The 24,052-nt window shown below is 68.9% G+C and carries 25 protein-coding genes and 1 pseudogene; 15 read left to right on the top strand and 11 right to left on the bottom strand.

Annotation, left to right across the window (positions count from 1 at the left end):
- Window positions 1-267: 267 nt before the first annotated feature.
- From ACZ5ZX_RS31700 to ACZ5ZX_RS31685, 4 genes are all read right to left on the bottom strand, one after another.
- On the bottom strand, window positions 268-1,485 hold the full coding sequence (locus ACZ5ZX_RS31700) for a glycosyltransferase (protein WP_465505651.1): 1,218 nt from the start codon (window positions 1,483-1,485) through the stop codon (window positions 268-270).
- A 198-nt stretch (window positions 1,486-1,683) separates the two neighbouring features.
- Window positions 1,684-2,349, bottom strand: coding sequence for a helix-turn-helix transcriptional regulator (locus ACZ5ZX_RS31695; protein ID WP_465505650.1), 666 nt, complete (start codon window positions 2,347-2,349; stop codon window positions 1,684-1,686).
- Window positions 2,350-2,572: 223 nt separating this feature from the next.
- Window positions 2,573-3,220, bottom strand: coding sequence for a TetR/AcrR family transcriptional regulator (locus ACZ5ZX_RS31690; RefSeq protein ID WP_465505649.1), 648 nt, complete (start codon window positions 3,218-3,220; stop codon window positions 2,573-2,575).
- 46 nt (window positions 3,221-3,266) lie between these two features.
- Window positions 3,267-5,507 carry an ATP-binding protein gene (locus ACZ5ZX_RS31685; RefSeq protein WP_465505648.1) on the bottom strand — a complete coding sequence of 747 codons (2,241 nt, stop codon included), beginning with the start codon at window positions 5,505-5,507 and terminating at the stop codon, window positions 3,267-3,269.
- Window positions 5,508-5,599: 92 nt separating this feature from the next.
- Between ACZ5ZX_RS31685 and ACZ5ZX_RS31680 the strand changes: the two genes are divergently transcribed.
- The 6 genes from ACZ5ZX_RS31680 (at window position 5,600) to ACZ5ZX_RS31655 (ending at window position 11,482) form a co-directional block, all read left to right on the top strand.
- Window positions 5,600-6,244 (top strand): helix-turn-helix transcriptional regulator, encoded by a 645-nt coding sequence (locus ACZ5ZX_RS31680; protein WP_465505647.1) that lies wholly within the window; start codon window positions 5,600-5,602, stop codon window positions 6,242-6,244.
- Between the two features lie 271 nt (window positions 6,245-6,515).
- On the top strand, window positions 6,516-7,034 hold the full coding sequence (locus ACZ5ZX_RS31675) for a toxin-antitoxin system HicB family antitoxin (protein ID WP_465505646.1): 519 nt from the start codon (window positions 6,516-6,518) through the stop codon (window positions 7,032-7,034).
- A 62-nt stretch (window positions 7,035-7,096) separates the two neighbouring features.
- The gene (locus tag ACZ5ZX_RS31670; RefSeq protein WP_465505645.1) at window positions 7,097-7,942 is read left to right on the top strand and encodes a DUF4097 family beta strand repeat-containing protein; all 846 of its coding nucleotides are present in this window, start codon (window positions 7,097-7,099) and stop codon (window positions 7,940-7,942) included.
- A 33-nt stretch (window positions 7,943-7,975) separates the two neighbouring features.
- Window positions 7,976-8,926 (top strand): ATP-binding cassette domain-containing protein, encoded by a 951-nt coding sequence (locus ACZ5ZX_RS31665; RefSeq protein WP_465505644.1) that lies wholly within the window; start codon window positions 7,976-7,978, stop codon window positions 8,924-8,926.
- Window positions 8,923-9,711, top strand: coding sequence for an ABC transporter permease (locus ACZ5ZX_RS31660; RefSeq protein WP_465505643.1), 789 nt, complete (start codon window positions 8,923-8,925; stop codon window positions 9,709-9,711). Before ACZ5ZX_RS31665 ends, ACZ5ZX_RS31660 begins: the two co-directional genes overlap by 4 nt.
- Window positions 9,712-10,225: 514 nt before the next feature.
- The gene (locus ACZ5ZX_RS31655; protein ID WP_465505642.1) at window positions 10,226-11,482 is read left to right on the top strand and encodes an HNH endonuclease signature motif containing protein; all 1,257 of its coding nucleotides are present in this window, start codon (window positions 10,226-10,228) and stop codon (window positions 11,480-11,482) included.
- 100 nt (window positions 11,483-11,582) lie between these two features.
- Here ACZ5ZX_RS31655 and ACZ5ZX_RS31650 read toward each other — a convergent pair.
- A pseudogene (locus ACZ5ZX_RS31650) lies at window positions 11,583-12,763 on the bottom strand (IS256 family transposase); the annotation flags it as partial.
- 135 nt (window positions 12,764-12,898) lie between these two features.
- Between ACZ5ZX_RS31650 and ACZ5ZX_RS31645 the strand changes: the two are divergent.
- Window positions 12,899-13,207 (top strand): DUF2695 domain-containing protein, encoded by a 309-nt coding sequence (locus ACZ5ZX_RS31645; RefSeq protein ID WP_465505641.1) that lies wholly within the window; start codon window positions 12,899-12,901, stop codon window positions 13,205-13,207.
- Between the two features lie 276 nt (window positions 13,208-13,483).
- Entirely contained in the window at window positions 13,484-14,947 is a 1,464-nt protein-coding gene (locus ACZ5ZX_RS31640) for an alpha/beta hydrolase (RefSeq protein ID WP_465505640.1), read from the top strand.
- Here the strand turns inward: ACZ5ZX_RS31640 and ACZ5ZX_RS31635 are convergent.
- Window positions 14,944-15,525 (bottom strand): helix-turn-helix domain-containing protein, encoded by a 582-nt coding sequence (locus ACZ5ZX_RS31635; protein ID WP_465505639.1) that lies wholly within the window; start codon window positions 15,523-15,525, stop codon window positions 14,944-14,946. The two genes, ACZ5ZX_RS31640 and ACZ5ZX_RS31635, sit on opposite strands and share 4 nt — an antisense overlap.
- An 89-nt stretch (window positions 15,526-15,614) precedes the next feature.
- Here ACZ5ZX_RS31635 and ACZ5ZX_RS31630 point away from each other — a divergent pair, with 89 nt between their 5' ends.
- Genes ACZ5ZX_RS31630 through ACZ5ZX_RS31615 form a run of 4 tightly spaced genes read left to right on the top strand, consistent with a single transcriptional unit; the run spans window position 15,615 to window position 18,206 of the window.
- A complete protein-coding gene (locus ACZ5ZX_RS31630) occupies window positions 15,615-16,235 on the top strand; it encodes a class I SAM-dependent methyltransferase (protein WP_465505638.1) in 621 nt (206 codons plus the stop codon).
- Window positions 16,232-16,702: a DinB family protein gene (locus tag ACZ5ZX_RS31625; protein ID WP_465505637.1), complete on the top strand. Its 471-nt coding sequence runs from the start codon at window positions 16,232-16,234 to the stop codon at window positions 16,700-16,702. Before ACZ5ZX_RS31630 ends, ACZ5ZX_RS31625 begins: the two co-directional genes overlap by 4 nt.
- A 22-nt stretch (window positions 16,703-16,724) precedes the next feature.
- Window positions 16,725-17,717: an alpha/beta fold hydrolase gene (locus ACZ5ZX_RS31620; protein ID WP_465505636.1), complete on the top strand. Its 993-nt coding sequence runs from the start codon at window positions 16,725-16,727 to the stop codon at window positions 17,715-17,717.
- 51 nt (window positions 17,718-17,768) lie between these two features.
- Entirely contained in the window at window positions 17,769-18,206 is a 438-nt protein-coding gene (locus ACZ5ZX_RS31615; protein WP_465505635.1) for an SRPBCC family protein, read from the top strand.
- A 47-nt stretch (window positions 18,207-18,253) separates the two neighbouring features.
- Here the strand turns inward: ACZ5ZX_RS31615 and ACZ5ZX_RS31610 are convergent, their stop codons facing one another.
- Complete coding sequence (locus ACZ5ZX_RS31610; RefSeq protein WP_465505634.1) at window positions 18,254-19,402, bottom strand: S1 family peptidase; 1,149 nt, start codon at window positions 19,400-19,402, stop codon at window positions 18,254-18,256.
- Between the two features lie 218 nt (window positions 19,403-19,620).
- On the bottom strand, window positions 19,621-20,346 hold the full coding sequence (locus ACZ5ZX_RS31605) for a TioE family transcriptional regulator (protein ID WP_465505633.1): 726 nt from the start codon (window positions 20,344-20,346) through the stop codon (window positions 19,621-19,623).
- Window positions 20,347-20,404: 58 nt separating this feature from the next.
- On the opposite strand from ACZ5ZX_RS31605, the gene ACZ5ZX_RS31600 reads away from it, so the two are divergent.
- Entirely contained in the window at window positions 20,405-20,956 is a 552-nt protein-coding gene (locus tag ACZ5ZX_RS31600) for a putative immunity protein (protein ID WP_465505632.1), read from the top strand.
- A 6-nt stretch (window positions 20,957-20,962) separates the two neighbouring features.
- Here the strand turns inward: ACZ5ZX_RS31600 and ACZ5ZX_RS31595 are convergent, their stop codons facing one another.
- Window positions 20,963-21,433: a DUF6194 family protein gene (locus ACZ5ZX_RS31595; protein ID WP_465505631.1), complete on the bottom strand. Its 471-nt coding sequence runs from the start codon at window positions 21,431-21,433 to the stop codon at window positions 20,963-20,965.
- Window positions 21,434-21,495: 62 nt separating this feature from the next.
- Here ACZ5ZX_RS31595 and ACZ5ZX_RS31590 point away from each other — a divergent pair, with 62 nt between their 5' ends.
- Window positions 21,496-22,227 (top strand): MerR family transcriptional regulator, encoded by a 732-nt coding sequence (locus ACZ5ZX_RS31590; RefSeq protein WP_465505630.1) that lies wholly within the window; start codon window positions 21,496-21,498, stop codon window positions 22,225-22,227.
- 5 nt (window positions 22,228-22,232) lie between these two features.
- Here the strand turns inward: ACZ5ZX_RS31590 and ACZ5ZX_RS31585 are convergent, their stop codons facing one another.
- A complete protein-coding gene (locus ACZ5ZX_RS31585; protein WP_465505629.1) occupies window positions 22,233-22,697 on the bottom strand; it encodes a peroxiredoxin in 465 nt (154 codons plus the stop codon).
- Between the two features lie 35 nt (window positions 22,698-22,732).
- Window positions 22,733-22,987, bottom strand: coding sequence for a hypothetical protein (locus ACZ5ZX_RS31580; protein ID WP_465505628.1), 255 nt, complete (start codon window positions 22,985-22,987; stop codon window positions 22,733-22,735).
- 129 nt (window positions 22,988-23,116) lie between these two features.
- Here ACZ5ZX_RS31580 and ACZ5ZX_RS31575 point away from each other — a divergent pair, with 129 nt between their 5' ends.
- Window positions 23,117-23,950: a class I SAM-dependent methyltransferase gene (locus ACZ5ZX_RS31575; protein WP_465505627.1), complete on the top strand. Its 834-nt coding sequence runs from the start codon at window positions 23,117-23,119 to the stop codon at window positions 23,948-23,950.
- Window positions 23,951-24,052 lie beyond the last annotated feature (102 nt).

The raw sequence follows: 24,052 nt of genomic DNA, 5'->3' as shown, positions 1-24,052 counted from the left end.
AAGGGGGCCTTCACGCGCAGCGCTTGTGACTGGTGGTGCTGCTGAGGCTCTTCACGGCTCAGCCGCTGCCGGACCCACCCACCGTAGGTACCTAAAACACCCTTGGCCAAACGACACTTACCACTCACGAGCCCGCGACCTGCCGGTCCACAGGTCGTGATCGGCACGCGCTTGATCAACGGAGGATTGTGGACGTTGAGTGTCCCGGAACTTCCGTTGATCAAGGGGTGACTTTCGTGGCAGTGAGCCGATCACGCCACGTCTGCCTTACGCCGTCTTGACCAGGTCGAAGAGCATCTTCGCGGCCACGGTCGCCCCGTCGGTCCGCATCGTGCCGGCCACGGCCTTCGCCTGGTCCCGTGTTCCGGCGGTCAGGACCGTCGCGAGCGCGGCGGACAGGGATTCGACGGTCGGGGTCGGATCCTGGTGTGCCACCCCGATTCCCAGTTCGGCCACCCGGGCGGCCCAGTACGGCTGGTCCGCGATCCGGGGGACGACCACCTGTGGCGCGCCCGCCAGGGAGGCCGTCGTCGTGGTGCCCGCACCGCCGTGGTGCACGACGGCGGCCACCCGCCGGAACAGGGCTTGCTGGTTGCCCTCGCCGACGACGAAGCAGTCGTCGGCGTCGTCGATCGAGGTCAATCCGGCCCAGCCTCGGCCGAGCACGATCCGCCTGCCCCTCGCCCGGATCGCCTCGACGGCTACCCGCGCGATGTCCTTCGGCGCGTGCGCGGCCATGCTGCCGAAGCCCACGTAGACCGGCGGCGAACCGGCAGCCAGGAACTTCTCCAGGTCGTCCGGGAGGGGACGGTCGTCGGGCCGGATCCACGCTCCTGTTTGGACGAGTTCGGCGTCGGTCATCCCTTCCGACGGACACAATGTCGCGTCCGCCGCCAGCCACGGCCGGTCGGTGAAGACGTGGCCGCGGACGTCGTCCACCGGTGGCAGCCCGATCGCCGCCCGGTGTGTGTTGAGCGCCCCGCCGTACAGGGCGTTCACCCGTTGCGCGTCCTGCCGCCACAGCGTCCGGTTGTCGGTCTCGCCCTCCGGCGACGGCGTGCCGGGACGCGCCCCCGGCGGGAAGTGCCGTGACGGATGGCCGAAGATGTGGAAAGCCGCGTACACGTACGGGATACCCAGTTTCTCGGCCACGTCCCGCGCGCCGGCGGGCAGCAGACCGGTCGCCAGGAGCACGTCACACCCCTCCGCCGCCGTGGTCAGCGTTTCGAACCTCGCGGCGACCAACGCCGGGGCGAGCTTAAGCGCGTCTTCCCCCGTCGGCGGCTTCGGACCGGCGACCACCGAGTGCACCGACGGCCCCAGCGGTACCAGCGGCACGTCGGCCCGCTCCAGCAAAGCCACGAACTCGTCGTCCGGCGGCGCGCTGATCCGCGCTTCCGCGCCCAGTTCCCGCAAGGCCATCGCGAGCCCGACCAAGGGCTCGACATCCCCGCGTGACCCCCACGACGTCATCAAAACACGCACTTCGCGACTCCCATTTCCGCAGGTTTCTGCTTCAGGGCGGCAATTCTGGGGGATCACCCCGGCCTTGCCGCAAGCCCCCATGTCCGCTATAAATTGAAGGGGGCGGGGAAAAGACTTCTCTTCAGCCGTGTCCACTCTGGACCGACAGCCGCTCCCGGAAGCCGCGAAACCTTCCGGCTTTTCCTTTTCGGACGGATTTCAGATGGACCCCGTGCGCAGGGCGAACGCCACCGCGTGCGTGCGGTTGTGCAGGCCGTAGCGCGTCATCACCCGATGAAGAACGTTCTTGACCGTGCTCTCCGAATAGGCGAGCTTGGCCGCGATCTCCTCCGTGCCGTACCCGTCGGCCAGCAGCCGGAGGACCTCGCGTTCCCGGTCGGACAATCCGGACAACGCGAGCCCGTTGGGGGTCAGCAGGTCCTCCTGCAGCCGTTCGAGCTGGGAGAGGAGGCTGCCCTGCAAACGAGGCGGCAAGGCGCCGGCGCCCTGGCTGACCGCGAGAATGGTCCGCACCAGATGCTCGCCGTCGAGGTCACGCCGCGGCAGCAACGCGGCCATCCCGCATTCGATCGCCGTCATCAGGACCTGGACCGGGAAATGGTCGGTGACGATCACGCACCGGGGAGGCGACTCGAGGGTGGACGCGGACCGAATCCGGCGCAGGAACGTGAAAACCGCGTCGCCGATCGAATTCCCGATCGTCACGATCACTTCGGCCGACCCGAGGTCGGTCTCGGAGAGCACTTCCAGCCGCGCGTCGGCGCCGATGATGGCCGTCGCGCCCAGTCCGGCCAAGAGGTCCGGGGCATGGACGGCGACTCTGACGCGGCCGGTTCCCCCCGCGCTCTTCCCTTCGCGATTCATTGATCGAAGTCCCCATCCGAAGCATTCGGAAACCCGGAACCGGGCAGGCGGACCCGGCCGTCCGCCGTCGGGTGGCGAACAGCGGCCGATCCGGCTCGTGAATGGCTCTAGCTTTGCTTAGAAGCTATAACGTTCCAACGTTGTATGTCAACCGGCACACAGCAAGACGCCCGGCGGGCGGAAAAGGTTCAGCGCGGACGCGATCGGTTCGGCGAAACGCCGGTCACCGCGCGGTGAGGTCGTCCAGTTCGTCCGCGATCAGCAGGTCGGGGTCGAACTTCATCCCGGTGAAGTGGCCCGCGAGTTCGAGGGAGAGCACACCGTGCAGGCGGGTCCAGAAGGCGAGCGCGCGATGCAGGGTCGCGGACGGGGCCGGATGGTCGCCCGCCCATGCGCGATGGCTGTCCAGATGCGCGTCGAACGGCGTTTCCGGCTTGTCCACGGTGATCGCGCCGCACGCTTCGAGCAGGACCGCCATGACCTCCTTCGAGATGGCGGTGGTGTCCTCCGGCGCGTGGTAACCGGGGACGGGTGTGCCGTAGATGAGGAAGTAGCGCTGCGGATCGCTCCGGGCCCAGTCCCGGATGGTGACGGCCAGCCCGGCCAGATCGGCGCCGGCGTCGAACGCCGCACGGACGGTGTCGGCGAGGCTCCGGTAGGCGTCGCGGATGAGCGCGGTGATGAGGTCGTCGCGGCTGGCGAAGTACCGGTACAGGGCCGGGCCGCTCATGCCGACCTGTTTGGCGATCGCGTTGAGCGACAGCGCGGAGACCCCGGCGGTGGCGATCTGCTCCCAGGCGTGCTGCTTGATCTCCGCGCGCACCTGGTCGCGATAGCGCTCCCGCGGGCTCTGCCCGTCCGCGTCCCTCATCGGCCCTCCCGCTCCATCGGCCCGAAGCTTACCCACGAGGACATGTTCACCCTGGGAGGAGCGCGAGTTCGGCGAGCGCCTGTTCCCGCCGGGCACGGAGACCGGGCTCGGGGGAGAGTTCGACGGCCAAGGTGAGGCATTCCCTGGCCTCCTCGAAGGCGCCCGCTTCCCGCCAGGCGCGTCCCTCGCGGAGTGCGCAGATCGCCTCCATGGAGCCGAATCCGCCTTCCCACGAAAGCCATCGGCTGGTGCGGTAGTAGCCCGCCGCTTCGCGCCATTCGGCGAGCCCTCCGAGCACGTCGCCGATCGCGCGCAGGGTCAGCGCCTTCAGCATCCGGTGGAGCCCGGGGTACGTGTCGCCCGCGAGCCGTTCGGCGTCGGCGAGTACGCCGCGGTGGACGGCGAGCGCTTCGGCGTGCCGTCCGGCCGCGAGCAGCGAATAGCCGTAGACATTCCTGGCCGAGCTCTGCCCCTCCCAGAACGGTAGCTCGCCCGCCGATTCGTACCCGCGTTTCGCGTATTCGAACGCTTCGGCGTCTTCCCCGGCATACCGCAGCACCTGGCCAAGGTAGATCGTCGCCCAGGTCCGCTCCGTGCGGTCACCGATCCGGGTGGCGATGTCGAGCGCGCGACGGTGCGCGTCGACGGCGCCTTGGGCGTCGTCGAGGCAGACATTGGCCGCCCAGCCGACGAAGTTGAGCAGTTTCGCCTCGTCCGCGGCGTTGCCGAGCGCGTTCGCCGCCGCCGCGCCGAGGGAGAAGATCTCCCACCACGGCCGCTGCCCGCTCCGCCCGTCGGAGTACCAGTGCAGTGCGACGGCGAGCTCGCTGACCTCCCGGTGCCAGCCCTTCCGCGCCGCCACCCGTTGCGCGGCGACCCAGTTGTCGCCTTCGACATCCAGCCAGCGGGCGACCTCGTCCCGTGAGCCGAACCGGCCGGCGTCCGGCGCCTTGGGGTAGAACAACCTGGCCGCCTCGGCCGCTTTGCCGAGCAGATGAGCGAGCACGAGGTCCCGTACGGACGGATCCTCCTCGGCTTCGAGCCGTTCCTCGGCGAACAGGCGGATCAGGTCGTGGAACTGGTGGCGTTCCGGTTCGGCCGTGGCCTGCAGGAGACTGGCGTCGACGAGTTCGTCGAGGTGCTCACGGACGTCGGCGGGGGCCGCGCCGGACACGACGCACGCGAGTTCGAGACCGAAGTCGGCGCCCGGCACGGTCGCCAGCCGTCGGAACAACCGTCTCGCGCCTGCCGAAACCGCGCGATAGGACAGATCGAACGCCGAGCGCAGTTGCAGGTCACCCGCCGCGAGCGCGCGCAGCCGGGTGCCTTCGTCGCGCAGCCGGTCGGCCAGTTGCGCCAGTGACCACTGCGTGCGGGTCGCGAGCCGGTTGCCCGCGATCCGGACCGCGAGCGGCAGATACCCGCACAGCTCGACCAGTTCCCGCGCCGCGGCGGGCTCCGCGCGCACCCGGTCCGCTCCGGTGATCATGGCGAGCAGGCCGGTCGCGCCGTCGTCCGAAAGCGGTTCGAGCCCCAGCCAGCGGGCGCCCTCCAGCCCGGCGAGCGTACGGCGGCAGGTGATCAGGGTGAGGCTGCCGGGGCCGGTGACCAGCAGCGGCCGGACCTGCGCCTCGTCGGCGGCGTTGTCGAGCAGCAGCAGGACCTTCCGCCCGTCGAGCAGCATCCGCAGCAAGGCCGACCGTTCGCTTTCGGAGGCGGGTACCTGCCCTGGCGCGACGTCCAGCGCGCGCAGCAGCCGGTCGAGCGCGGCACGGGCGCTCAACGGTTCTTCGTCCATCCCGCGCAGATTCACCGCGAAGCAGCCGTCGGGGAAGTCCCCGCGCACCCGGTCCGCCGCCGTCACCGCGAGCGCGGTCTTCCCGACCCCGGCCTGCCCGACGATCGCGACCACGCCGCCGCCCTCGGCGACTTTCGCGGACAGTTGCGCCAATTCGTTTTCCCGGCCGCACAGATCCGCCAGCGGAGCGGGCAGCGCGCAGGTCGCCGCGGCCTGTGCGGCCAGCGCCGGGTTCCGGCGGCGCCCCTGTTTGGCGACGGTCAGGAAGAACTCCCGGTCACCTTCGGTCAGGCCGAGCGCGTCGGCGAGCACCTCGGCGGAGCGCTGCTGGGCGGCTCGCGCGCGGCCGTGCTCCAATTCGCGCAGGGCGCGGACGCTGAGCCCGGAGGCCTCGGCCAGCCGTTCCTGTGTCCACCCCGCGGCCCGCCGGTGTTCGAGCAGGAGCTTTCCGAACACCGACCGCTTGTCGTCCGTCTCCACCGGTTTCACCGCGGTCCATTCAACCGGCAGGCTTCCGGTGGCGAAAAGCTGCCCCCTCCTTGCGCTTGTCCCGCCTTCTCCGGAGCCGGTTACCTGGAAACATGTCGACGATCATGACGACGACGGCACGGGCGAGCGTCCGTGCCGAGGAACGCCGGGAGATCCGGGTCGCGGTGCACGCCACGGACCCGCTCGTCCGGGCGGGGCTGCGCAGCGCCCTCGGCTCCGGCCAGGGCATCACCTTGCGGGACGATCCGGAGACGGCCGACGTCCTCGTCGCGGTCGCGGGGACCGAGCCGCACCGGATCCCGGCCGGGCCCGCGCGGCTGGTGCTCGTCGCGGATCGGCCGAAACAGGCCGACCTGTGGGCCGCGGTGGAACGCGGCCTCGCCGTCGTCGTCGCGCGTGCCGAGGCGACGCCCGCGCGGCTGCGGCGCGCGGTCGCCGACGCCCACGCCGGCCGGGGCGATCTCCCCGCCGATCAGCTCGGCACCCTGCTCCGGGGAATTTCGCGGCTGCACAAGGAAGTTCTCGAACCGCGCGAGATCACCCTCAGTGGACTGTCACCGCGCGAGACCGAGGTGCTCCGGCTGCTCGCCGAGGGATACGACACCGGCGAGATCGCCAGGAGGGTGGCGTATTCCGACCGGACGGTGAAGAACATCCTGCACGGCCTGCTCAGCCGATTCGGTTTGCGCAACCGCACACACGTCGTGGCGTACGCGCTGCGCGAAGGCCTTATCTGACGGTCGTCCCGCGACTTGTCCACTGTGGAACGTCGATTGTCAAGAGCGGTGCGGGCACAAAGTCGTGCCCGCGCGGCCGGCAGGCGTTCTTGTAGCGTGGAATTCGCCTGGGGACCTCGGTACCCGGGTAGCGGCCTGCCTCGGTGAACCCCCACACCTGACGGCGGGCCGCTTCCCGTCTCTCCGCTCCTACCTGCGAAAACGCCACTTTGGCACAAGATGGCACCACTCTGGCCTTGCAATGGCGCCACAGTGGTGCCATGATGGCATCATGGATTTGACGCCCTTTGTGGACAACGTTCGCCGGGAACTCGCTGTCGCCGCCGAGGCGGGCGGAGCCGAGGCGAGCGCCCTCGCCGAACGCTTGACCGCGCCGCTGGCGTCGGCCATCCGTCTCGCGCTGCTGGACGCGCTGTCCGCCGCGTCGGACGAGATCACGCGAGACCTCGCGCCCGGTTCGGTCGAAGTCCGGCTGCGCGCCGGGGAAGCCAGTTTCGCCGTCACGCCGCCCACGGTCGAGCCTGTCGGTCCTGTCACCGCATCGGCGCCGGAACCCCCGGTGGCTTCACCGGCGGACGAAGAAGGGGCCACGGCCCGGATCAACTTCCGGCTGCCGGAACACCTGAAGGCGCGAGTCGAGGAGGCCGCGGCCGCACAAGGCCGTTCGGTCAACGCGTGGCTCGTCCGTGCCGCGTCCGCCGCGCTGCAGCCGGCGGAACGGCCCACCACGCCGAACCCGGCAAGCGGCGGTCGTCGCGCCGCGCAGCGCTACACCGGCTGGGTCAGCTAGCACCCGGCCGCACCAGCTAGACCAGCACAAACACCCATCACACCACCTTCGAGGGGACAACCATGCCTACTTTCGCCACCCCGGAACCCATTCTGGCCGATCTCGAACCGGTCGTCGGCAACGTCCGCATCGTCGCCACCGACCGCACGGACACGGTCGTCGAAGTCGCTCCGGTCGACGAGAACAACGAGTCCGACGTGGACGCCGCGAAGCGGACCGTCGTCGAGTTCTCCGGCGGCACGCTGACCGTCCGCGCGCCGAAAATGCGCCTGCTCGACTTCTCCAACCGGACGAGGTCGATCGACGTCACCATCGAACTGCCCACCGGCTCCCGGGTGCAGGGCAGCACCGGTCTCGGTGACCTCACCGCGACCGGACGGCTCGGCGCCTGCCGCTACAAATCCGGCACCGGGCACCTCCGGCTCGACCACACCGGCGAGCTGAAACTGCACACCGCCTCCGGAAGCATCGTCGTCGACCACGTCGCGGGCAACGCCGACGTCACCACGAGTTCCGGTCGTGTCCAGATCGGTGCGCTCGAGGGCACCGGGGTGATCAAGAACTCCAACGGCACCACGACGATCGAAGCGGCCGGTGACTCGGTCCGGATCCGCTCGGCCAACGGCGACATCACCGTCGACAAGGCCGAGTCCGGCGTCGAAGCCAAGACGGCCAACGGTTCGGTCCGCGTGCTCGACGCCGCCAGGGGAACGCTCACCCTCGAGACGTCGATGGGCGATGTCGAGATCGGCATCCGCGAGGGCAGCGCGGCCTGGCTCGACGTGAAAACCGGCTTCGGCCGCGTCATCAACGAGATGGACACCGCCACCGGCCCCGACGCCGCGACCGACAAGGTCGAAGTCCACGCGGGCACCTCCGTCGGTGACATCGTCGTCCGCCGTTCCTGACCCACGGGTCCATAAACACCAGGGGGAATCCACATGAGACACCCGGCCATTTCCGCGACCGGACTGCGCAAGTCCTACGGCGACAAGGTCGTGCTGGACGGCATCGATCTGCACGTCCCGCCCGGCACCGTCTTCTCGTTGCTCGGCCCCAACGGCGCGGGCAAGACCACCACCGTCAACATCCTGTCCACTTTGGTCAGTCCGGACGCGGGCACGGCGACCATCGCCGGGGCCGATCTGGCCACCGATCCGGACGGCGTCCGCGCCGCCATCGGCCTCACCGGCCAGTTCTCCGCGGTCGACAACCTCCTCACCGGTGAGGAGAACCTGTTCCTCATGGCGGATCTGCACCATCTGCCGCGCCGTGCCGGTCGCGTGCGCGCCGCTGAGCTGCTGGAACGGTTCGAACTGACCGACGCGGCGAAAAAGACACCGGCGACGTTCTCGGGCGGCATGCGCCGCAAACTCGATCTGGCGATGACGCTGATCGGCGACCCCAAGGTCATCTTCCTCGACGAACCGACCACCGGTCTCGACCCGCGCAGCCGCCGCACGATGTGGCAGATCATCCGCGACCTCGTCGACGGCGGCGTGACGATCTTCCTCACCACGCAGTATCTGGAGGAGGCCGACCAGCTCGCCGACCGGGTCGCCGTCCTCGACGGCGGCCGGGTCGTCGCACTGGGCACACCCGACGAACTGAAGCGGCGCGTTCCCGGCGGGCACATGCAGCTGAAGTTCGCCGACGCCGTCGCGCTGCGCGACGCGAGCCGTGCGCTTCAAGTGTCCACTTCGGACGAAGGAGCCCTGGCGCTGCGCGTGCCGACCGACGGCACCGTCACCGCCCTGCGCGCGGTGCTGGACCGGCTCGACGCCGAAGCCGTCGCTGTCGACAGTCTCACCGTGCACACCCCGGATCTCGACGACGTGTTCCTCAGCCTCACCGGTCACCGGACCGAAACGACCAAGGAGCCGGCCCGATGACCACTCTGTCCCTGTCGATGCGCGACTCGGCGACCATGCTGCGCCGCAACATCCGGCATATGCGCCGCTATCCGTCGCTCACCATCATGCTCATCGGTCAGCCGATCGTGTTCCTGCTGCTGTTCGTCTACGTTTTCGGCGGCACACTCGGTAACGGGCTCGGCGGTGGCGGCGGCCGCGCCGAGTACGTCGGCTATGTGACACCGGCGATCCTGCTCATCACCGTGTGCAGTGCCGCGCTCGGTACCGCCATCTCGGTCGCGACCGACATGACCGAGGGCATCATCGCCCGCTTCCGCACCATGGCGATCAGCAAGGCCTCGGTACTGACCGGGCACGTCGTCGGCGCGCTCATCCAGACGGCGTTCGCCCTCGCCGTGGTGTTCGCGGTGACGCTGCTGATCGGTTTCTCGCCGACGGCCGGAGCCGGTGAATGGTTCGCGACCGCCGGGCTGCTGTTGCTGCTGACGATCGCCCTCACCTGGTTGTCGGTGGCGCTGGGACTGGCGGCCAAAAGCGTGGAGACGGCCAGCAACACACCCATGATCTTCATGTTGCTCCCCTTCCTCGGCAGCGGGTTCGTCCCCACCGACTCGATGCCGGCGTGGTTGCGCTGGTTCGCCGACTACCAGCCGTTCACCCCGGTCATCGAGACGATCCGGGGATTGCTGCTCGGCACTCCGATCGGCGGCAGCGGCTGGCTCGCCGTCGGCTGGTGCGCGGTGCTCGCGCTCGTGGGATACGGGTGGTCGAAGTCCCTCTTCGCGAAGGAACGTGACCGCTGAGCTGGGGGTCGCCCCGGGCTGGAACGCCGTGGTGTTCCGGTCCGGGGCGTTGGTCTTCATGCGAGGGTTTCGAGGGAGGCGAGTTGATTGTCGGCGTGAGAGATCAATTCCGGATCGCGACATTGCATTTGGTGGACTTTTCCAAGTCTGGAGTTGGTGTCGCGGCAGGCTTTGGGTGAAATGTTGCGGTGGTGCTTGGGTGTGGTGATGGGTTGCTGTGTCTCCTTGAAGGGTGGATGGATTCGACGGTGAGTGGTGGTGGGTGCTTGGGCGGGTGGGGTCGTGTGAAGTGTTGTGGGGCTGGTGGTGGTGTGTGGGTGTGGTGATGGATTGCTGCGTCTGTGTCTCCTTGAAGGGTGGATGAATTCGACGGTGAGCCGCGGCAGGCGCTTGGGCGGCTCGAGCTCGTCGAAGCGTTGCGGGACTGAAGATGGAGCTCCAATTGATTTAAGATACTCCACAGTAAGTCACGAATGCGAACACATGTTCGGTTCAGTTTTGGTATTATTGAGGGGTGTCCGAGACTTTTCTTCCTGAACTCCCGCAGGAGTTGTGGCGTGCCGGCGGGCTGGAGCTTGCTCATGGTGTGCAGCAGACTCTGCAGGTGATCCGGATCGCGTCGGCTGCGTTGGGGCGGTTTGTGGCGGAGGTCGAGTCGCGGGGTCCGAAAGACTTGTATGGCTATGGTTCGACGGCGTCGTGGCTTGCTGATGTGGCGGGGTTGACCCGGGGTGAGGCGGGTGCGATTGTGCGGCGGGCGATCGCGTTGAACCCGACGCGTGCTCTTGATGGCACGGAGATTCCGGCGTTGGCTCCGGCGACCGCGGCGGCGGCTGCTGAGGGTGTGATCGGGGAGCATCGGATCGATCAGATCCTGGAGATCTTGAAGAAGATCCCGGCGGATACGGCCCTGGAGGATCGGGAGTATGCGGAGAAGGTCCTGGCTGATCTGGCCCGGGAGGCGGGACCGAAACAGCTCGGGAAGGCCGAAGAGAACCTGCTCGGCTGGCTCGACCCCGACGGCAAGGAACCCAAAGACCCCGAACCCGCCCAGCCCTCGCGGGAAGTCAGCCTGGAGCGCCGCAAGGACGGCTTCTGGAAACTCTCGGGGTTGCTGGATGACGAACTCGGCGCCCGCACCGCCGCCATACTCGACGCCTACGCCAAACCACGACCAGTGGACGAGTTCGGCCAGGCCGACCCTCGCACGAAAGCCGAACGGCAAGGCGACGCCTTCGCCGAGGTCCTGGATCTGGCGATCGCGTGCCCGGACCAGCCCGGCACCAGCGGCTACCGGACCTTGGTGCACGTCACCGTCGGGCTCGAAGAGCTGAAGTCCGGGATCGGCACGGCGTGTCTGGATTTCGTCGGTGAGATCACCGCCCGCGAAGCCCGACTGGCCGCCTGTGATTGCCTGATGTTGCCGGTGGTGTTGAGCGCCGCTGGGGAACCGTTGGACATGGGGCGGCTGCGACGGTTCGTCACTCCGGGGCAACGGCGGGCGTTGAACATCCGGGACCGGGGTTGTGCGTTCCCGGGCTGTCATCGGCAGCCGAAGCATTGCCACGCCCACCATATCGATCACTGGGCCGATGGCGGACCTACCGATCTGCGGAATCTCACCCTGCTCTGCGGTTTTCATCACCGGCTGATCCACCACGGCGACTGGGAAGTCCGGATGGCCCCCGACGGGCTACCGGAGTTCACACCGCCGCAGTATCTGGATCCGTTACGAAGACCCCGGCGCAACACCCTCCACCGCGCCGCCTGATCCCGCACGACCCGAGGAGCCCGCCAGCCACACCGGCGACGGGCCCCTCGGCATGCCCACAGACCGGCACCCGGCGACAATCGAAAGGGTCTGTCAAACGAACGGCGGGTTTCCAGCGCATGGTCCAGCGTTTGCTGCCGGTGCCGGTGCCGGTGCCGGTGCCGGTCGGGTCGAGGCTCATGATCGCCATGTAGACGCACTTGAGCGCTGCTTGCTCGCCTGCGGAAGTGGCCACGGGCTTTGACGGCGCGGCGGATGCGGGCGTTGACGCTTTCGATGGCGTTGGTGGAGCAGATCGCCCGGCAGGTCTTCGGGTCGAGGGCGAGGAACGGCACGAACTCGGCCCAGGCGTTGTCCCACAACCGCACGATGGCCGGCTACCGGCTGCCCCAGGCCTCGGCGAACCGCTCGCGCGCGGCGGCCTCGGCCGACGCGGTGTAGACCGGTTTGAGTGCCTTGGCGACCGCGTCCCGGTGCTGGCGCCCGGCATAGCGGAAACTGTTGCGCCGCAAGTGAACAACACAGGTCTGAGTGATCGTCTGTGGCCAGACGGTGGTGGTCGCGTCGGGCAGACCGTCGCAGACGACCATGAGCACGTCGGCCACGCCGCGGTTCTTCAGTTCGGTGAGCACGTGCAACCGGCGCTTGGCACCCTCGCCTGCCCACAGCCGATGATGTCGCGGCAGCCCTCGTAGGTGACTGCCAGCGCGACGTAGCTCGGCCGGTTGGCGACCTTCCCGTCGCGGATCTTCACGTGGATCGCGTCGATGAAGATCACCGGATAGACCGGGTCCTGCGGCCGGTTCTGCCGCTCGACCATGCCCTCGACCACCTTGTCGGTGATGGTGGAGATGGTCTGCCGCGACACCTCGGCACCATAAACCTCGGCTAGATGCGCGGAACCCTCTCCGGTGGTCAATCCCTTGGCAGCCAAAGAAATCACCATCTCGTCGACACCGGTCAGGCGTTTCTGCCGCTTCGCGACGATCTTCGGTTCGAAGCCGGCGTCCCGGTCCCGGAGCACGTCGACCTGCACAGGCCCGACGTCGGTCAGGACAGTCTTCGCGTGGGTGCCGTTACGTGAATTGCCGGTTCCGCGACCAGTTGGGCGTGCTCGTCATAGCCCAGGTGATCGGCGATCTCGCCGTCCAGCGCGGACTCCAGCAACCGCTTGGTCAGCTGCTGCAGCACCCCGCCCTCACCGGTAAGCTTCAGCCCGCTGGCCTTCGCGCTGCACAGCAGCTGCGCGACGAGCTGGTCGTCCAGGCCATCCAAACCCATCTTGGGCTTCGAGTCCGCGGCGTTCTCCACGCCGGACATCATGTCGGTCATCAGGTGCACTTCCATGATCGGGAGTTACACCGAATGTTTTACAGTCCCGACTAGGGCCTCTTCCCAGCGTTGAACATAGGTGTGGTGAACACTGTGTTCGTGGATTCGGGTGAGAAGGCGCGGCGCAAGGCGTTGCGCAACGCGTACAAGGAGCAACAGCGTGTCGCCGCCTGGGCTGCTCTGGGGCTTGATCGTGCTGAGCTGGACTCGTTGTACGACTGGCTGGATGCGCGGCTTGACGCGGAAGGCTGCGACCACAGCGTCCGGCTGACCGAGGTATGGGCTTTGGAGCGCGGTATGGACTGGCCGACGCTGCGCGAGGCTCTTGGGGATGCCGGCGGATATTGCGACTGTGAGGTCTTGGCCAACACGGACCCGGATCAGACGGCGTAGGCCGCTTGGTCGGCGGGCTTTTCGGCTTGCCGCCCTTCGGGCTCCGGTACTTACGGTGGACAGCCTTGTCGAGGGCCGCCGTCTTGGGATCAACCGCCGTGTCCGTGGTCGTCGGGCTCAGTGTCGATACCCACGCCACGGCTGCCTTCCGCTCAGGCGTCAACCCCGAAAAAGCCCCCCAGCGGGCTAGCCGGTTCAGACCGCAGACGGACGCCCCCAACGTGCCCCGCTCCTAGCCTGATATCGAGAATTTCGTTCGATAACAAGGAGTTCGGGTTGCTCAGGAAAACAGTCGTCACGGTGGCACTTCTCGTCGCCGGCGCGTTGACACCGGCGACGGCCGCCGTCGCGACACCATCGATCACCTGGCACGGCTGCGTGACAGGCCCCGGCGACGACCTGGGCGCGGAGCTGGACAAGGCTGGAGCGCAGTGCGGCGACGTCGTCGTGCCGGTCGACCATCGCCGTCCGCGGGGGCGTCAGATCACCGTCGCGCTGGCCCGGGTGAAGGCCACCGACCCCGCGCGCCGACGTGGTGTGGTGCTGCTCAATCCGGGTGGGCCTGGCGGTCCGGCGAGGGAAATGGTCCTGGCCGGACCCTTCATGCCGGAGATCGCGGCACAGTACGACCTTGTCGGCATGGACCCCCGCTTCGTCGGACGCAGTTCGCCGTTGCGGTGCGCTTGGCCGACCGACACGTTCACGCGGTCGGCCGGGCCGGACCGCAAGACGTTCGGAGAAAGCGTGGCACTGGCGAAGGAGCTGGCGCGTGGCTGCTCCGGCAACGATCCCGAGTTGCTGCGGGCCGCGTCGACCCGCGAAACCGCCAGGGACATGGACGTCGTGCGCGCCGCGCTCGGGGAACGGAAGATCTCCTACATCGGTGCGTCGTACGGGACCTACCTCGGCGCGGTCTACCTGCAGATGTTCGGCTCGCGAGCCGACCGGTTCGTGCTCGACTCGTCGGTGGATCCCGAGGCGTACGGGCCTGGTCTGCTCCGCCCGACCGCCCCGGCGCTCGACGCGGCGTTGCGGAACTGGGCGCGTGGCGCGGTGGGCCGAGGTCTGGGGGAGACCACGGATCAGGTGCTCGAGACGGTGCGGGACGTCGCGCGCTCGGCGGAGCGGCGGCCGTTCGCGGTCGGGAAGTACACAGTGGACGGTCATACCGTGCCGTATCTGTACTTCGCGAACCTGTATGACGACCGACCCGCTTCACAGGCCGAGTTCGCCGACACCGTGCGGACGCTCCGCGACGCCGCGGCCGGTCTTCCAGCCACGCCTTCGAAGGCACTGAGCGCGCTCCTCGACGGCTTGACGACAGGATCGGGCGACGCGACCGATCGGGCGGGGACGCCGATCATCTGCGCGGATCGCGCGGCTTCCCGTGACCCGGGGTCGTACTACCGGGACATCCAGGCGCATCGATCCGCCGAGCCGTTGTTCGGTCCGCTGGCCCGCAACATCACGCCGTGCGCGTTCTGGCCCGTGACGCCCGCCGAACCCGCCACCCGGATCCACAACACCGCACCGGCCCTGCTTCTCGGCTCGACCGGTGACCCCGCGACACCCTACGCCGGCCAACTCGCCATGCACCGGGCACTCGGCGGTTCGCGCTTGGTCACGGTGGAAGGCGTCTACCGGCATTCCGTGTTCCTCAAAGGCGGCAAATGCGTCGACACGGCGGTCCGGGACTACCTGCTGGGTGGTGAACTCCCCGCGGACCGCACCTGCCGCTAGCGCTGTGTCCGCGCCCGGACGTGCGCGCGCTCGCCCTGAGGTCCGAACAGGACGAGGGTTTCGACGGCGCCGCCGTCGGCCGAACCGAGCCAGTGCGGCAGCGAGGTGTCGAACTCGGCGGCCTCGCCGGGCGGCAGGACCAGGTCGCGGTCGCCGACCACCAGCCGGAGCCGTCCATTGAGGACATACACCCATTCGTAGCCGCCATGGGTCTTCGGCGTGGGTTCCGCAGGTTCGTCACGGCTGGGAATGAGCATCTTGAAGGCCTGCACCCCACCGGCGCGGCGGGTGAGCGGCAGGAAGGTCATGCCGTGCCGGTGGATCGGTTGCAGATGGACGCGCGGATCGCCGGTGCGCGGGGCACCGACGAGGTCGTCGAGGGGGACGCCGTGCACGCGTGCCAGCGGCAAGAGCAGCTCCAGCGTCGGCCGCCGACCACCGCTTTCCAGCCGGGACAACGTGCTTTCCGAAATCCCGGTCGACGTCGACAGGTCGGCCAAGGTCAGGCCCCGGTGCTTGCGCAGGGCACGCAGTCTCGGCCCCACCGCGTCCAGTACTTCGTCCGTCTCGTCCGCCATGCCGTCGATCTTGCCAGGTCGGCAAGTTTTCGTGCGTTTTCCCGGCGGCCGAGGTGAAGGTGGTCCCGAACAGACCATGTGAGGTGAGGATGAACGCTCCAGACCGGGCCACGGAATTCTGGGACGAGCTTTACGACCGGCGGGCCACGGCGTCGCCGAAGGTGAACCCGAGACTGGCCGAGATCGCCGGCTCCCTGACGCCGGGGACCGCGCTCGACCTCGGTTGCGGCGGCGGGGGAGACGCGTTGTGGCTGGCGAGGCGGGGATGGCGGGTGACCGCGGTCGACATCTCCGGCTCGGCGGTGCGCTCGCTCCGTGAGCGCGGCGAGCCGATCACGGCGCTCCGCGTCGATCTCGCCGGAGACTTCCCTGACGGCACCTTCGATCTGGTGTCCGCGCAGTACCTCCACACCCCGTTCGCGCTGGACCGCGCACGCGTGCTGCGGACCGCGGCCCTGGCGCTGAATCCGGGCGGCCGGCTGGTCGTCGTCGATCACGGCTCCACCGCGCCGTGGTCATGGAACCAGGACCCGGACCTCTGGTTCCCTGCCCCGCGCGAAGTGGCCGCGGACCTGGCCCTCGATCCGGCGGTGTGGTCGATCGAACGCGCGGACGCCGCGGAACGGCGAGCCACCGGGCCGGGCGGCCGGACCGCGACCGTGGTCGACCACGTCCTGGTGCTCCGGCGGATTCCGGAGCCCCCGCGATGAGCGCCAGGCGGAAACGCGACACCGGCCCGCCCGCGACGGGGCCCGGCGAGAAGGACGTCCTCGCGGGGTTCCTCGACTATTTGCGCGCCTCCGTCGCGGCCAAGGCCGAAGGCGCGCCGGAAGCCCAGGCGCGGGTCCCCGGCGTGCCGTCCGGGACGAACCTGCTCGGTTTGATCAGCCATCTGACCGCGGTGGAACGGCATTGGCTGCTCGGCGAGCGCGTCGCCGACTGGAAAGCGACGTTCCATCCGGCCCCGGACGCCACGGCCGCGACCGTTCTCGCCGCCTACCGGGAGACCGTCGCCGAGACGAAGGCCGAGATCGCCTCATGGGACGACCTCGCCGAAGCCGCCCCGCGTTCGGCGTCGCGGCGATGGACGCTGACCCACCTGATCGAGGAGACCGCGCGGCACGCGGGACACGCCGACATCCTGCGCGAGCTGATCGACGGCTCCACCGGACGCTGACCACCGAAACGGAGAACCACCCATGTTTCACCGGACCTTCCGGCGAACCGCCGCCGCGTTCGGCGCCGCCCTCATCCTGATGACGGCGGCGTGCGGAACGGCCACCGATTCGTCGCCCGCCTACGAGGACATCACCCGCGGCGACGCGGCTTTCGCGCAGCGGTTCCGCCATGAGTTCGCCGACGTCGACGGGGTGAAGATGCATTACGTCACCGGCGGCAGGGGAGCTCCGCTCGTCCTGCTGCACGGCTGGCCGCAGACCTGGTACGGCTGGCACCGCGTCATGCCCGCACTGGCCGAGCACTTCACGGTGTACGCCCTCGACCTGCCCGGCCTCGGCGACAGCACCGGCGCGCCGCCCGGCTACGACAAGGCCACTCTCGCCCGCTACGTGCACGGTCTCGTCGCCGGACGGCTCGGCCTGCGCGACGCCCGGATCGTCGGGCACGACCTCGGTGCCGCGGTCGCCTTCCAGTACGCCGCGCAGTTCCCCGGCGACCTCACCCACCTCGCCTATCTCGACCTGCCGCTGCCGGGACCCGCGCTCGACGCGACCGCCTACCGGAACCTGAGCTGGCATATCGCTTTCCATTCACAGAAAACGGTTCCCGAAGCCGTCGTCGGTGACGACGTCCGCGAATACCTTTCCCTGTTCTATCCCCAGGTCGCGTACTCCGGGACGGCTTTCGGCGGCCCGGGAGCGCCGTCGCCCTTCGGCGAAGCCGAGATCGGCGAATACGCTCGCACCTACGGCAGGCCCGAGGTGCTGCACGGAGGATTCGAGCTCTACCGCACGCTCGGCCAGGACGTGACGGCGAACGTCGGCGCGAAACCGATCACCACCCCGACCCTGCTGATGACCGCCGAAGGGCTGCTCGAACCGCAGAAGGCCACGCTCACACCCCGCGTCGCCAATCTCGCCCGCGCGGTCGAGGTGCCCCGGGCGGGACATTGGCTCGCCGAAGAAAACCCGGAGTTCGTGACCGCGGAATTGGTCGGCTTCCTGAAGGGTTGAGTTCCGTCTCGTGAGTGAGTTTCGCGCGCCGGGCAAAGGGTATGCGTTGGCATGACCGACTACAGCCATACCGCCACGATCGACATGCCGGCCGCCGAGTTGTTCGCTTTCCTGCGCGAGCCGCGCAATCTGCCGCGCTACTTTCCGCAAATGAGTCAGGCCGAACCCGAGGGCGGCGATGCCGTCCACGTGGAAGCCGACGTCCACGGCGAGCACGTCGAGGGCGAGGCGTGGCTGAAGGTCGACGAAAAGAGCCGCTCACTGCGCTGGGGCGCCCAGGGGCCGCACGACTACCAGGGAGAGCTGGCGATCGAGGACGCCGGACCCGCGTCGTCTCGCCTGACGGTGACCCTGCACAGCGTCCGCGACGCCGACGACAAGGAGGTTCAGCGGGGGCTGGAGGAGACGGTCGCCGCGCTGGCGCATACGGCGGTCGCGGATTCCGATGTCGAGGCCGCCGAAGAAGAGGGCGGCTGGACCGGGCGCTGAAGACGACGATGGCGGGGAGCGGCCGCTCCCCGCCATCGCGGTGTGGCTCAGGACCGGGTCAGCGTGACCCCGTAGTTGTTCGCCGCGTCCACGACGGGCTGGTAGTACGAGTACGAACCGGTGGCGTTGGAGCCCTGGTTGTAGCCGCAGTCGTGCCCGTCGTTGGGACCGCCGGAGGTCATCCCCTGCGCGGTGTTGCCCGCGATGTAGGCACCGCCGCTGTCACCGCCTTCGGTGCAGACGGTCGACTTGGCCAGCCCCGTGGTGGCGACGCTTTCGCCGCTGTAGCGGACGGTCTGGTTGTAGGCGGAGATCTTGCCGCAGGTCCAGCCGGTGGTGTTGCCCGCCTTGCAGAGCGTGGTGCCGACCGGCGCCTTCGAGCTGCCGGTGATCCGGACCGTGGTGCCCTTGCGGGTGTCGACGTAGCCCCGGCCGGTGTCCTCGTCGTCGATGTCCATCAGGCCCATGTCGACCGAGGGGAACTCGGTGGCGACGCCACGGCCGATGTGGACGCCGTCGCGGTTGAGGATGTCGGGATTCCCCTCGACGCAGTGTCCGGCGGTGAGCAGCACATTGTCGCCGTCGCTGGTGGTACCGGGGAAGCCGAGGGAGCAGTTCGTGCCGGGGTCGAGGTCCATGATCTGGCCGGGGATGACGTCCGCCTGCGTGGTGTTGCCGTTGGCGATTCCGGTTCGGACGGTCACCCCGGACAGTGCCGAAAGCCGCCGGACGAGGGCGCGGTCGGCGTTGGGCGCCACGGTGACGACGACCTGGTCAGCCGCGAGCTCCGGGCCCCAGGACTGCACCTGGGTGACGTCGGCGCCGATGACGTCACCGACGCGGGCGGACAAGGCGTCCAGCGCCTTTTCCCCGCGGAGGGCGGTGCGCGGCGTCAGCCCGGCGGAGCGGAGCGCCTGCGCGGACCCGGGGTCGGAGGCGTTGACCACGAGCGCGCCCGCGTCGTCGAAGTACGCGCCGTCGGTGCGGAGGCCGCGTGCTCTGATGTTCTCCAGCGACGAGATCAGGTTCTTCTCGTGGTCGAGCTTCTGCGCGGCCTGGAGCGGGCTGACCCGCAGCTGGGCGGCGAGGGTCTCGAGCATCGTCTGGTCGTAGGCGGTGGACGGCTGCGTGGGAGCGGCGGTCGCCGGGACGGCGAGGGCACCGATTCCGGCGCAGACACTCAAGAGAGTGAGCATGACGGGTCCGCGAATTCGCATGCGAATTTCCTTCGGTAAAGGAGGGGACGACGAACCGCCGGATATTCGGGAATGGCAGGGACCGGGCGGTTCATCTCGACGAGACGCACATTACGAGCGCTCGGCTATCGCGTCGTAGCGCCGAAAGTAGGTTCCATGATCGAGGTCCTACTTTCGTATGCGGGAATTGCTTCGCGCATTCGCTTCGCGCGAAAGTGTCATTGTCCGGAAAGTGTCAGCCGCGATTCAAGGTAGGCGTCCAGCGCGGCGGCGCCGGAGAGCAGGGCACGGCCCCTGGCCGCGAGACGGTCGTGCCAGTCGCGCAGCGCCGCTTCGAGCGGCACGACACCGCCCGCCGAGCGGACCTGCTCGATCAGCGGCGCGATCCGCTCCAGCGGGTAGCCGCCGCGCCTGAGCTGACGGGCCAGCTTGGCGTCGCGCACGTCGGCCGCGCCGTAGACGCGGTAGCCCGTCCGCGGATCACGCTCCGGCCGCAGGAGACCGGCGCGTTCCCATTTGCGCAGGGTGGCGGGCCGGACCCCGAGCTTCCCGGCCAGCGGCCCGACGAACAGGTCACCGCGTTCCTGCGGCACGGGTTCGAGATCACGGAGCGCGGCGGTGACGGCCTGGAGGGTGCGGCGGTCGTCGAGCAGCTGGGCGTGACTCTCGTCGATGAGGCGGAGCGCGTCTTCGATCGCGCCCCGGTTGACCGCCTCCATGATCGATGTCGCCGTCGCATGGCCGTGTCCGGGGACCAGGGCGAGGAAGGCGCGGAGGGCTCGCGCGTGCAAGGGCGTGTAGGCACGGTATCCGTGGGGGCTGCGTTCGGCGGCGGGGAGGATGCCGTCCGCTTCGTAGTTGCGGACGGCCTGCGTGGACAACCCGTGCTCGCGCGCCAGGTCGACCGGCCGCAGCCGCTCGCGGTTTTGAAGGTTTCGCCCCACTGTCCTGCCATTGTCGCTGGAAGGTGCCAAGCGGCGGTTCAACGATACAGTCGAGGCAATGACGGTGGACGGAAACCTGACGATCGAACTCGACCTCGCGGAGCTGCGCGAGATCACGGCCTTCGCCGTCGCTTGCGCGGAGCCGGCCTTGGCCCTTTTCGAACGTGACTTCGCGGAGGATCCACGCCCGCGTGCCGTACTCGAGGAAGCGCGGATGTTCGCTGCCGGTGGCAAGCGGACGAAGGCCTTGCGCGTGACCGCGCTGGACGCGCACCGGGCGGCGCGGATGGCCAGGGAAGCGGGCTGTGAAGCCGCTTTCGAGGCGGCGCGCGCCGCCGGTCACGCGGGAGCGTCCGCGTACCTGCACCCACTGGCGAAAGCGACTCAGGTGCCGCACATCCTGGGAGCCGCCGCCGACGCCGCCCGCGCGTTCGAACTCGACGCGGACGGCGATCCGGACGTCGGCGCGCGCTACATCGAGAAGGCGAGGGAGCTCGCCGGTCCGGTCGTGGTGAGCGTCCTGACGCGGTATCCGGATGCCCCGGGCGGCGGGGGCCGGGCGGGTGAACTGCTGCGAGAGCTGGACGTCTCGCTGCGGCGGGCGCGCTGAAACTGCTCACTCACGCGCGGACTCCGCCTTTCGCTCGTAGCGGGTACGGGCCAGCCGGTGGGCGGTGCCGAGCAGTTCCCGGGTGGCCACTTCGGTCTTCGGTCCGGGGTTCACCACGGCCAGCCAGCCCGCGGTTCCGTAGACGGGGTGGGCGATCACGGTGTCGGTGACGGCGGCGTCGGTCTCGGCCGCTTCTCGGGGCGAGCGGCCGAGCCGCCGGATGAACTCCTCCTTCCCGGCGTGGATGTTCACGCGGAAGGTGTCCGGCCGGTCGAGGCGCGAGGTCTCGTCGCCGGGGTAGTTCTTGGTCACCACCGTGGCGAAGGGCTGGACGTTCGTCGGCACGACACCATCGGGGGAGTAGTAGAAGAACGCGTCGCCCCAGCTGAGCTCCGGCCAGTCGTCGCCGGGCGCGGGGGTGAGAGTCAGGACGCCGTCGAAGCCGGACACGAAGCCGATGATCTCGTCGATGTTCATGTGCTCAAGCGTCACATTAAAGTGGTATTGGAGGGTTCAAGGCCATTGTCCATGGAGTGAAGGTGCCAAGTCTCAACTCAGCCGGATTGCGTACGGCCGAGGTCGCGCGCCGGGCGGGATATTCCGTCCAGCAGGTACGCAACCTGGAGCGTGACGGCGTCCTCCCGCCGGCGGCGCGGACGCCGTCGGGCTACCGGAGCTACGGGGAGATCCATCTCCGGTCCGCGCTGGCCTACCGCGCGCTCGCCGCCGGGGTGGGGCCGGTCGAGGCCAAGAAGATCGTCCGCGCCGTGCATCGGGAACCGGTCGCGCGGGTGCTGGCCCTCCTCGACGCGGCACACGCCGCGCTCGACACCGAGCGCGCGGAGCTGCGGGAGGCCAGGGAAGCCGTCCGGGTGATCTCCGGCGAACCGATCGACGACGTACGCGGTTCGGACGCGATGAGCGTCTCCGAACTCGCGACGGCGCTCGGCCTGCGCCCCTCGACGTTGCGGCACTGGGACGCGGAACGGCTCGTCGTTCCCGGCCGCGACTCGCGGGGAACGCGGCGGTACACCCCGGCGCAGGTACGGGACGCGCGGATCGTGCACCAGTTGCGGCTGGCCGGGTACCGCGTCGAGCCGCTGCGGGCACTGATGCCGGAGCTACGGCGATCCCGGCGGCTGGAGGACGTGGCCGCCGCGCTGGCCGTCCGGGACGAGGCCATCACGGTCCGCTCGCGAGCCCTTTTCGACGGCACCGCCGCGCTTTCCGCCGTGTTGTCCCTCGCACCCGACACCCATGGCCACGAATGAAGGACTCAAGCCTCCTTGGGCGTCCGCTCGCGCAGGGCCGCGAGTGCCCTGTCGGCGTGGACATCGAATTTCAGCTCGCTCTTGATCACCGCCAGTACTTCGCGATCGGTGTCGATCACGAAGGTGCGCCGCTTGGTGTGCAGCGGGCTGAACCTGCGCCATACACCGAACTGCTTGGCCACCGCGCCGTCCACATCGGACAACAGCGGATAGTCGAAGCCGTGCTGGGCGGAGAATGCGCGCTGTTTGGTGATGCCGTCCGGGCTGATTCCCACCCGGTGGGCCCCGACTTCGCCGAATTCCGCGGCCAGATCGCGGAAGTGACAGCTCTCGGCGGTACAGCCACCGGTCATCGCGGCGGGATAGAAGAACAGCACGACGGGGCCGGTGGACAGGAAGTCGGCCAGCCTGCGGTCCAGGCCGGTGTCGTCGGGCAGGGTGAAGTCCGGAGCGAGGTCTCCTATGTCCATGACGGGTTTTCGGAGCCGGACCACACGCGGATTGGTCAGCGGGTGCAGCGCCAGAACACCGTCGCGTCATACGGCGAGATGACGAGCTTGAAGTATTCCTCGCAGTCCGAGAAACCGGCTCGCTCCGCCTGGCCCCGGGCGTCCTGACGGGCATAGAAGAGCGCGAGGCCGAAGTCGCTCGACCCGTGGCCGACGAATTCCCTGGTCTCCAGCACACTCGCGGAAGCCGGAGTGGTGAGCGTGCCCATGACGATGGCCGCGCCGATCAGGGCGAGCAATGTCTTCCTCATGATGACCACGCTAGAGCGAGACCGGTCCGCGGTTCGCCCGCTGGATGGGCGCTGACGCGGCCTCCATCCGTCGTAGGTGGGTTCGCACGATATGCGATCCGCGAGGGTGAAAACGGTTATCGTCGCGTCATGTCTTCTTCTCGCAAGATAAGCACCCAGCGCGCGTTCGACGCCGCCGCAGCCGACTTCGCCACGCTGGGTCACCATCTGTGGGAACCGATCGGCGCGGCCACCGTGGCTGCCGCCGGGCCCGGTCCAGGAGCACGTGTTCTCGACGCCTGCTGTGGCACCGGGGCCTCGGCGATCCCGGCGGCGCACGCGGTCGGTGAGGGCGGCGTGGTCGACGCGATCGACCTTTCCGGTCCGATGATCGACCAGTTGCGCCGGTTGTCCGCGGATTTGCCGCAGCTTCGCGCGCACCGGGCCGACGCGATGGAGTGGGACACCGACGGCTACGACGTCGTGCAGTCCGCGCTCGGCATCTTCTTCTTTCCCGACATGACGGCCGGTACCGAACGGCTGATCAGCCGGGTGCGCCCCGGCGGGCGGGCCGTGTTCACGATCTGGCGCGAGGGGGCGATGGCGACGGCGGGCCGACACGTCGGGCGTGCCGTGGCCGCGGTGACCGAGTCCGCGCCGCAGCCGGAACGCGAGCCCGGCTTGATCGACCGGATCAACCAGGCGGACAGTTACGCCGACTGGCTTACCGGCCGTGGTCTGTCCGATGTGGACGTCGAAGTCAACGAGCTGCGGCTGCCCATGACCCCGGAAGTGGCGTGGCTGGTCATCATCGGCTCCGGTTTTCGAGGCGCTCTCGCCGACCTCGAACCCGCTGTCGTCGAGAAGGTGCGTGAGCGCTACCTCGAATCCCTGCGTGCCGACGGCGTGACCGAACTCGACGCCACCACCCTGATCGGCTCCGGCACCGTCCGGTCCGGGACTCGGCGAGTTATCGAGGGGTAAGTCAAAGGTGGGCCGGGTTGGTCGTGAGTGGGGGTTGGGGGGTTTAAACCCAAGGGCCCACAACCCCCAACCCCCCCCCCCCCCCCCCGGGGGAGGGCGGCA

This window comes from Amycolatopsis sp. NPDC033938 (assembly GCF_055575975.1).
This window is presented reverse-complemented; position numbering and strand designations above follow the sequence as displayed.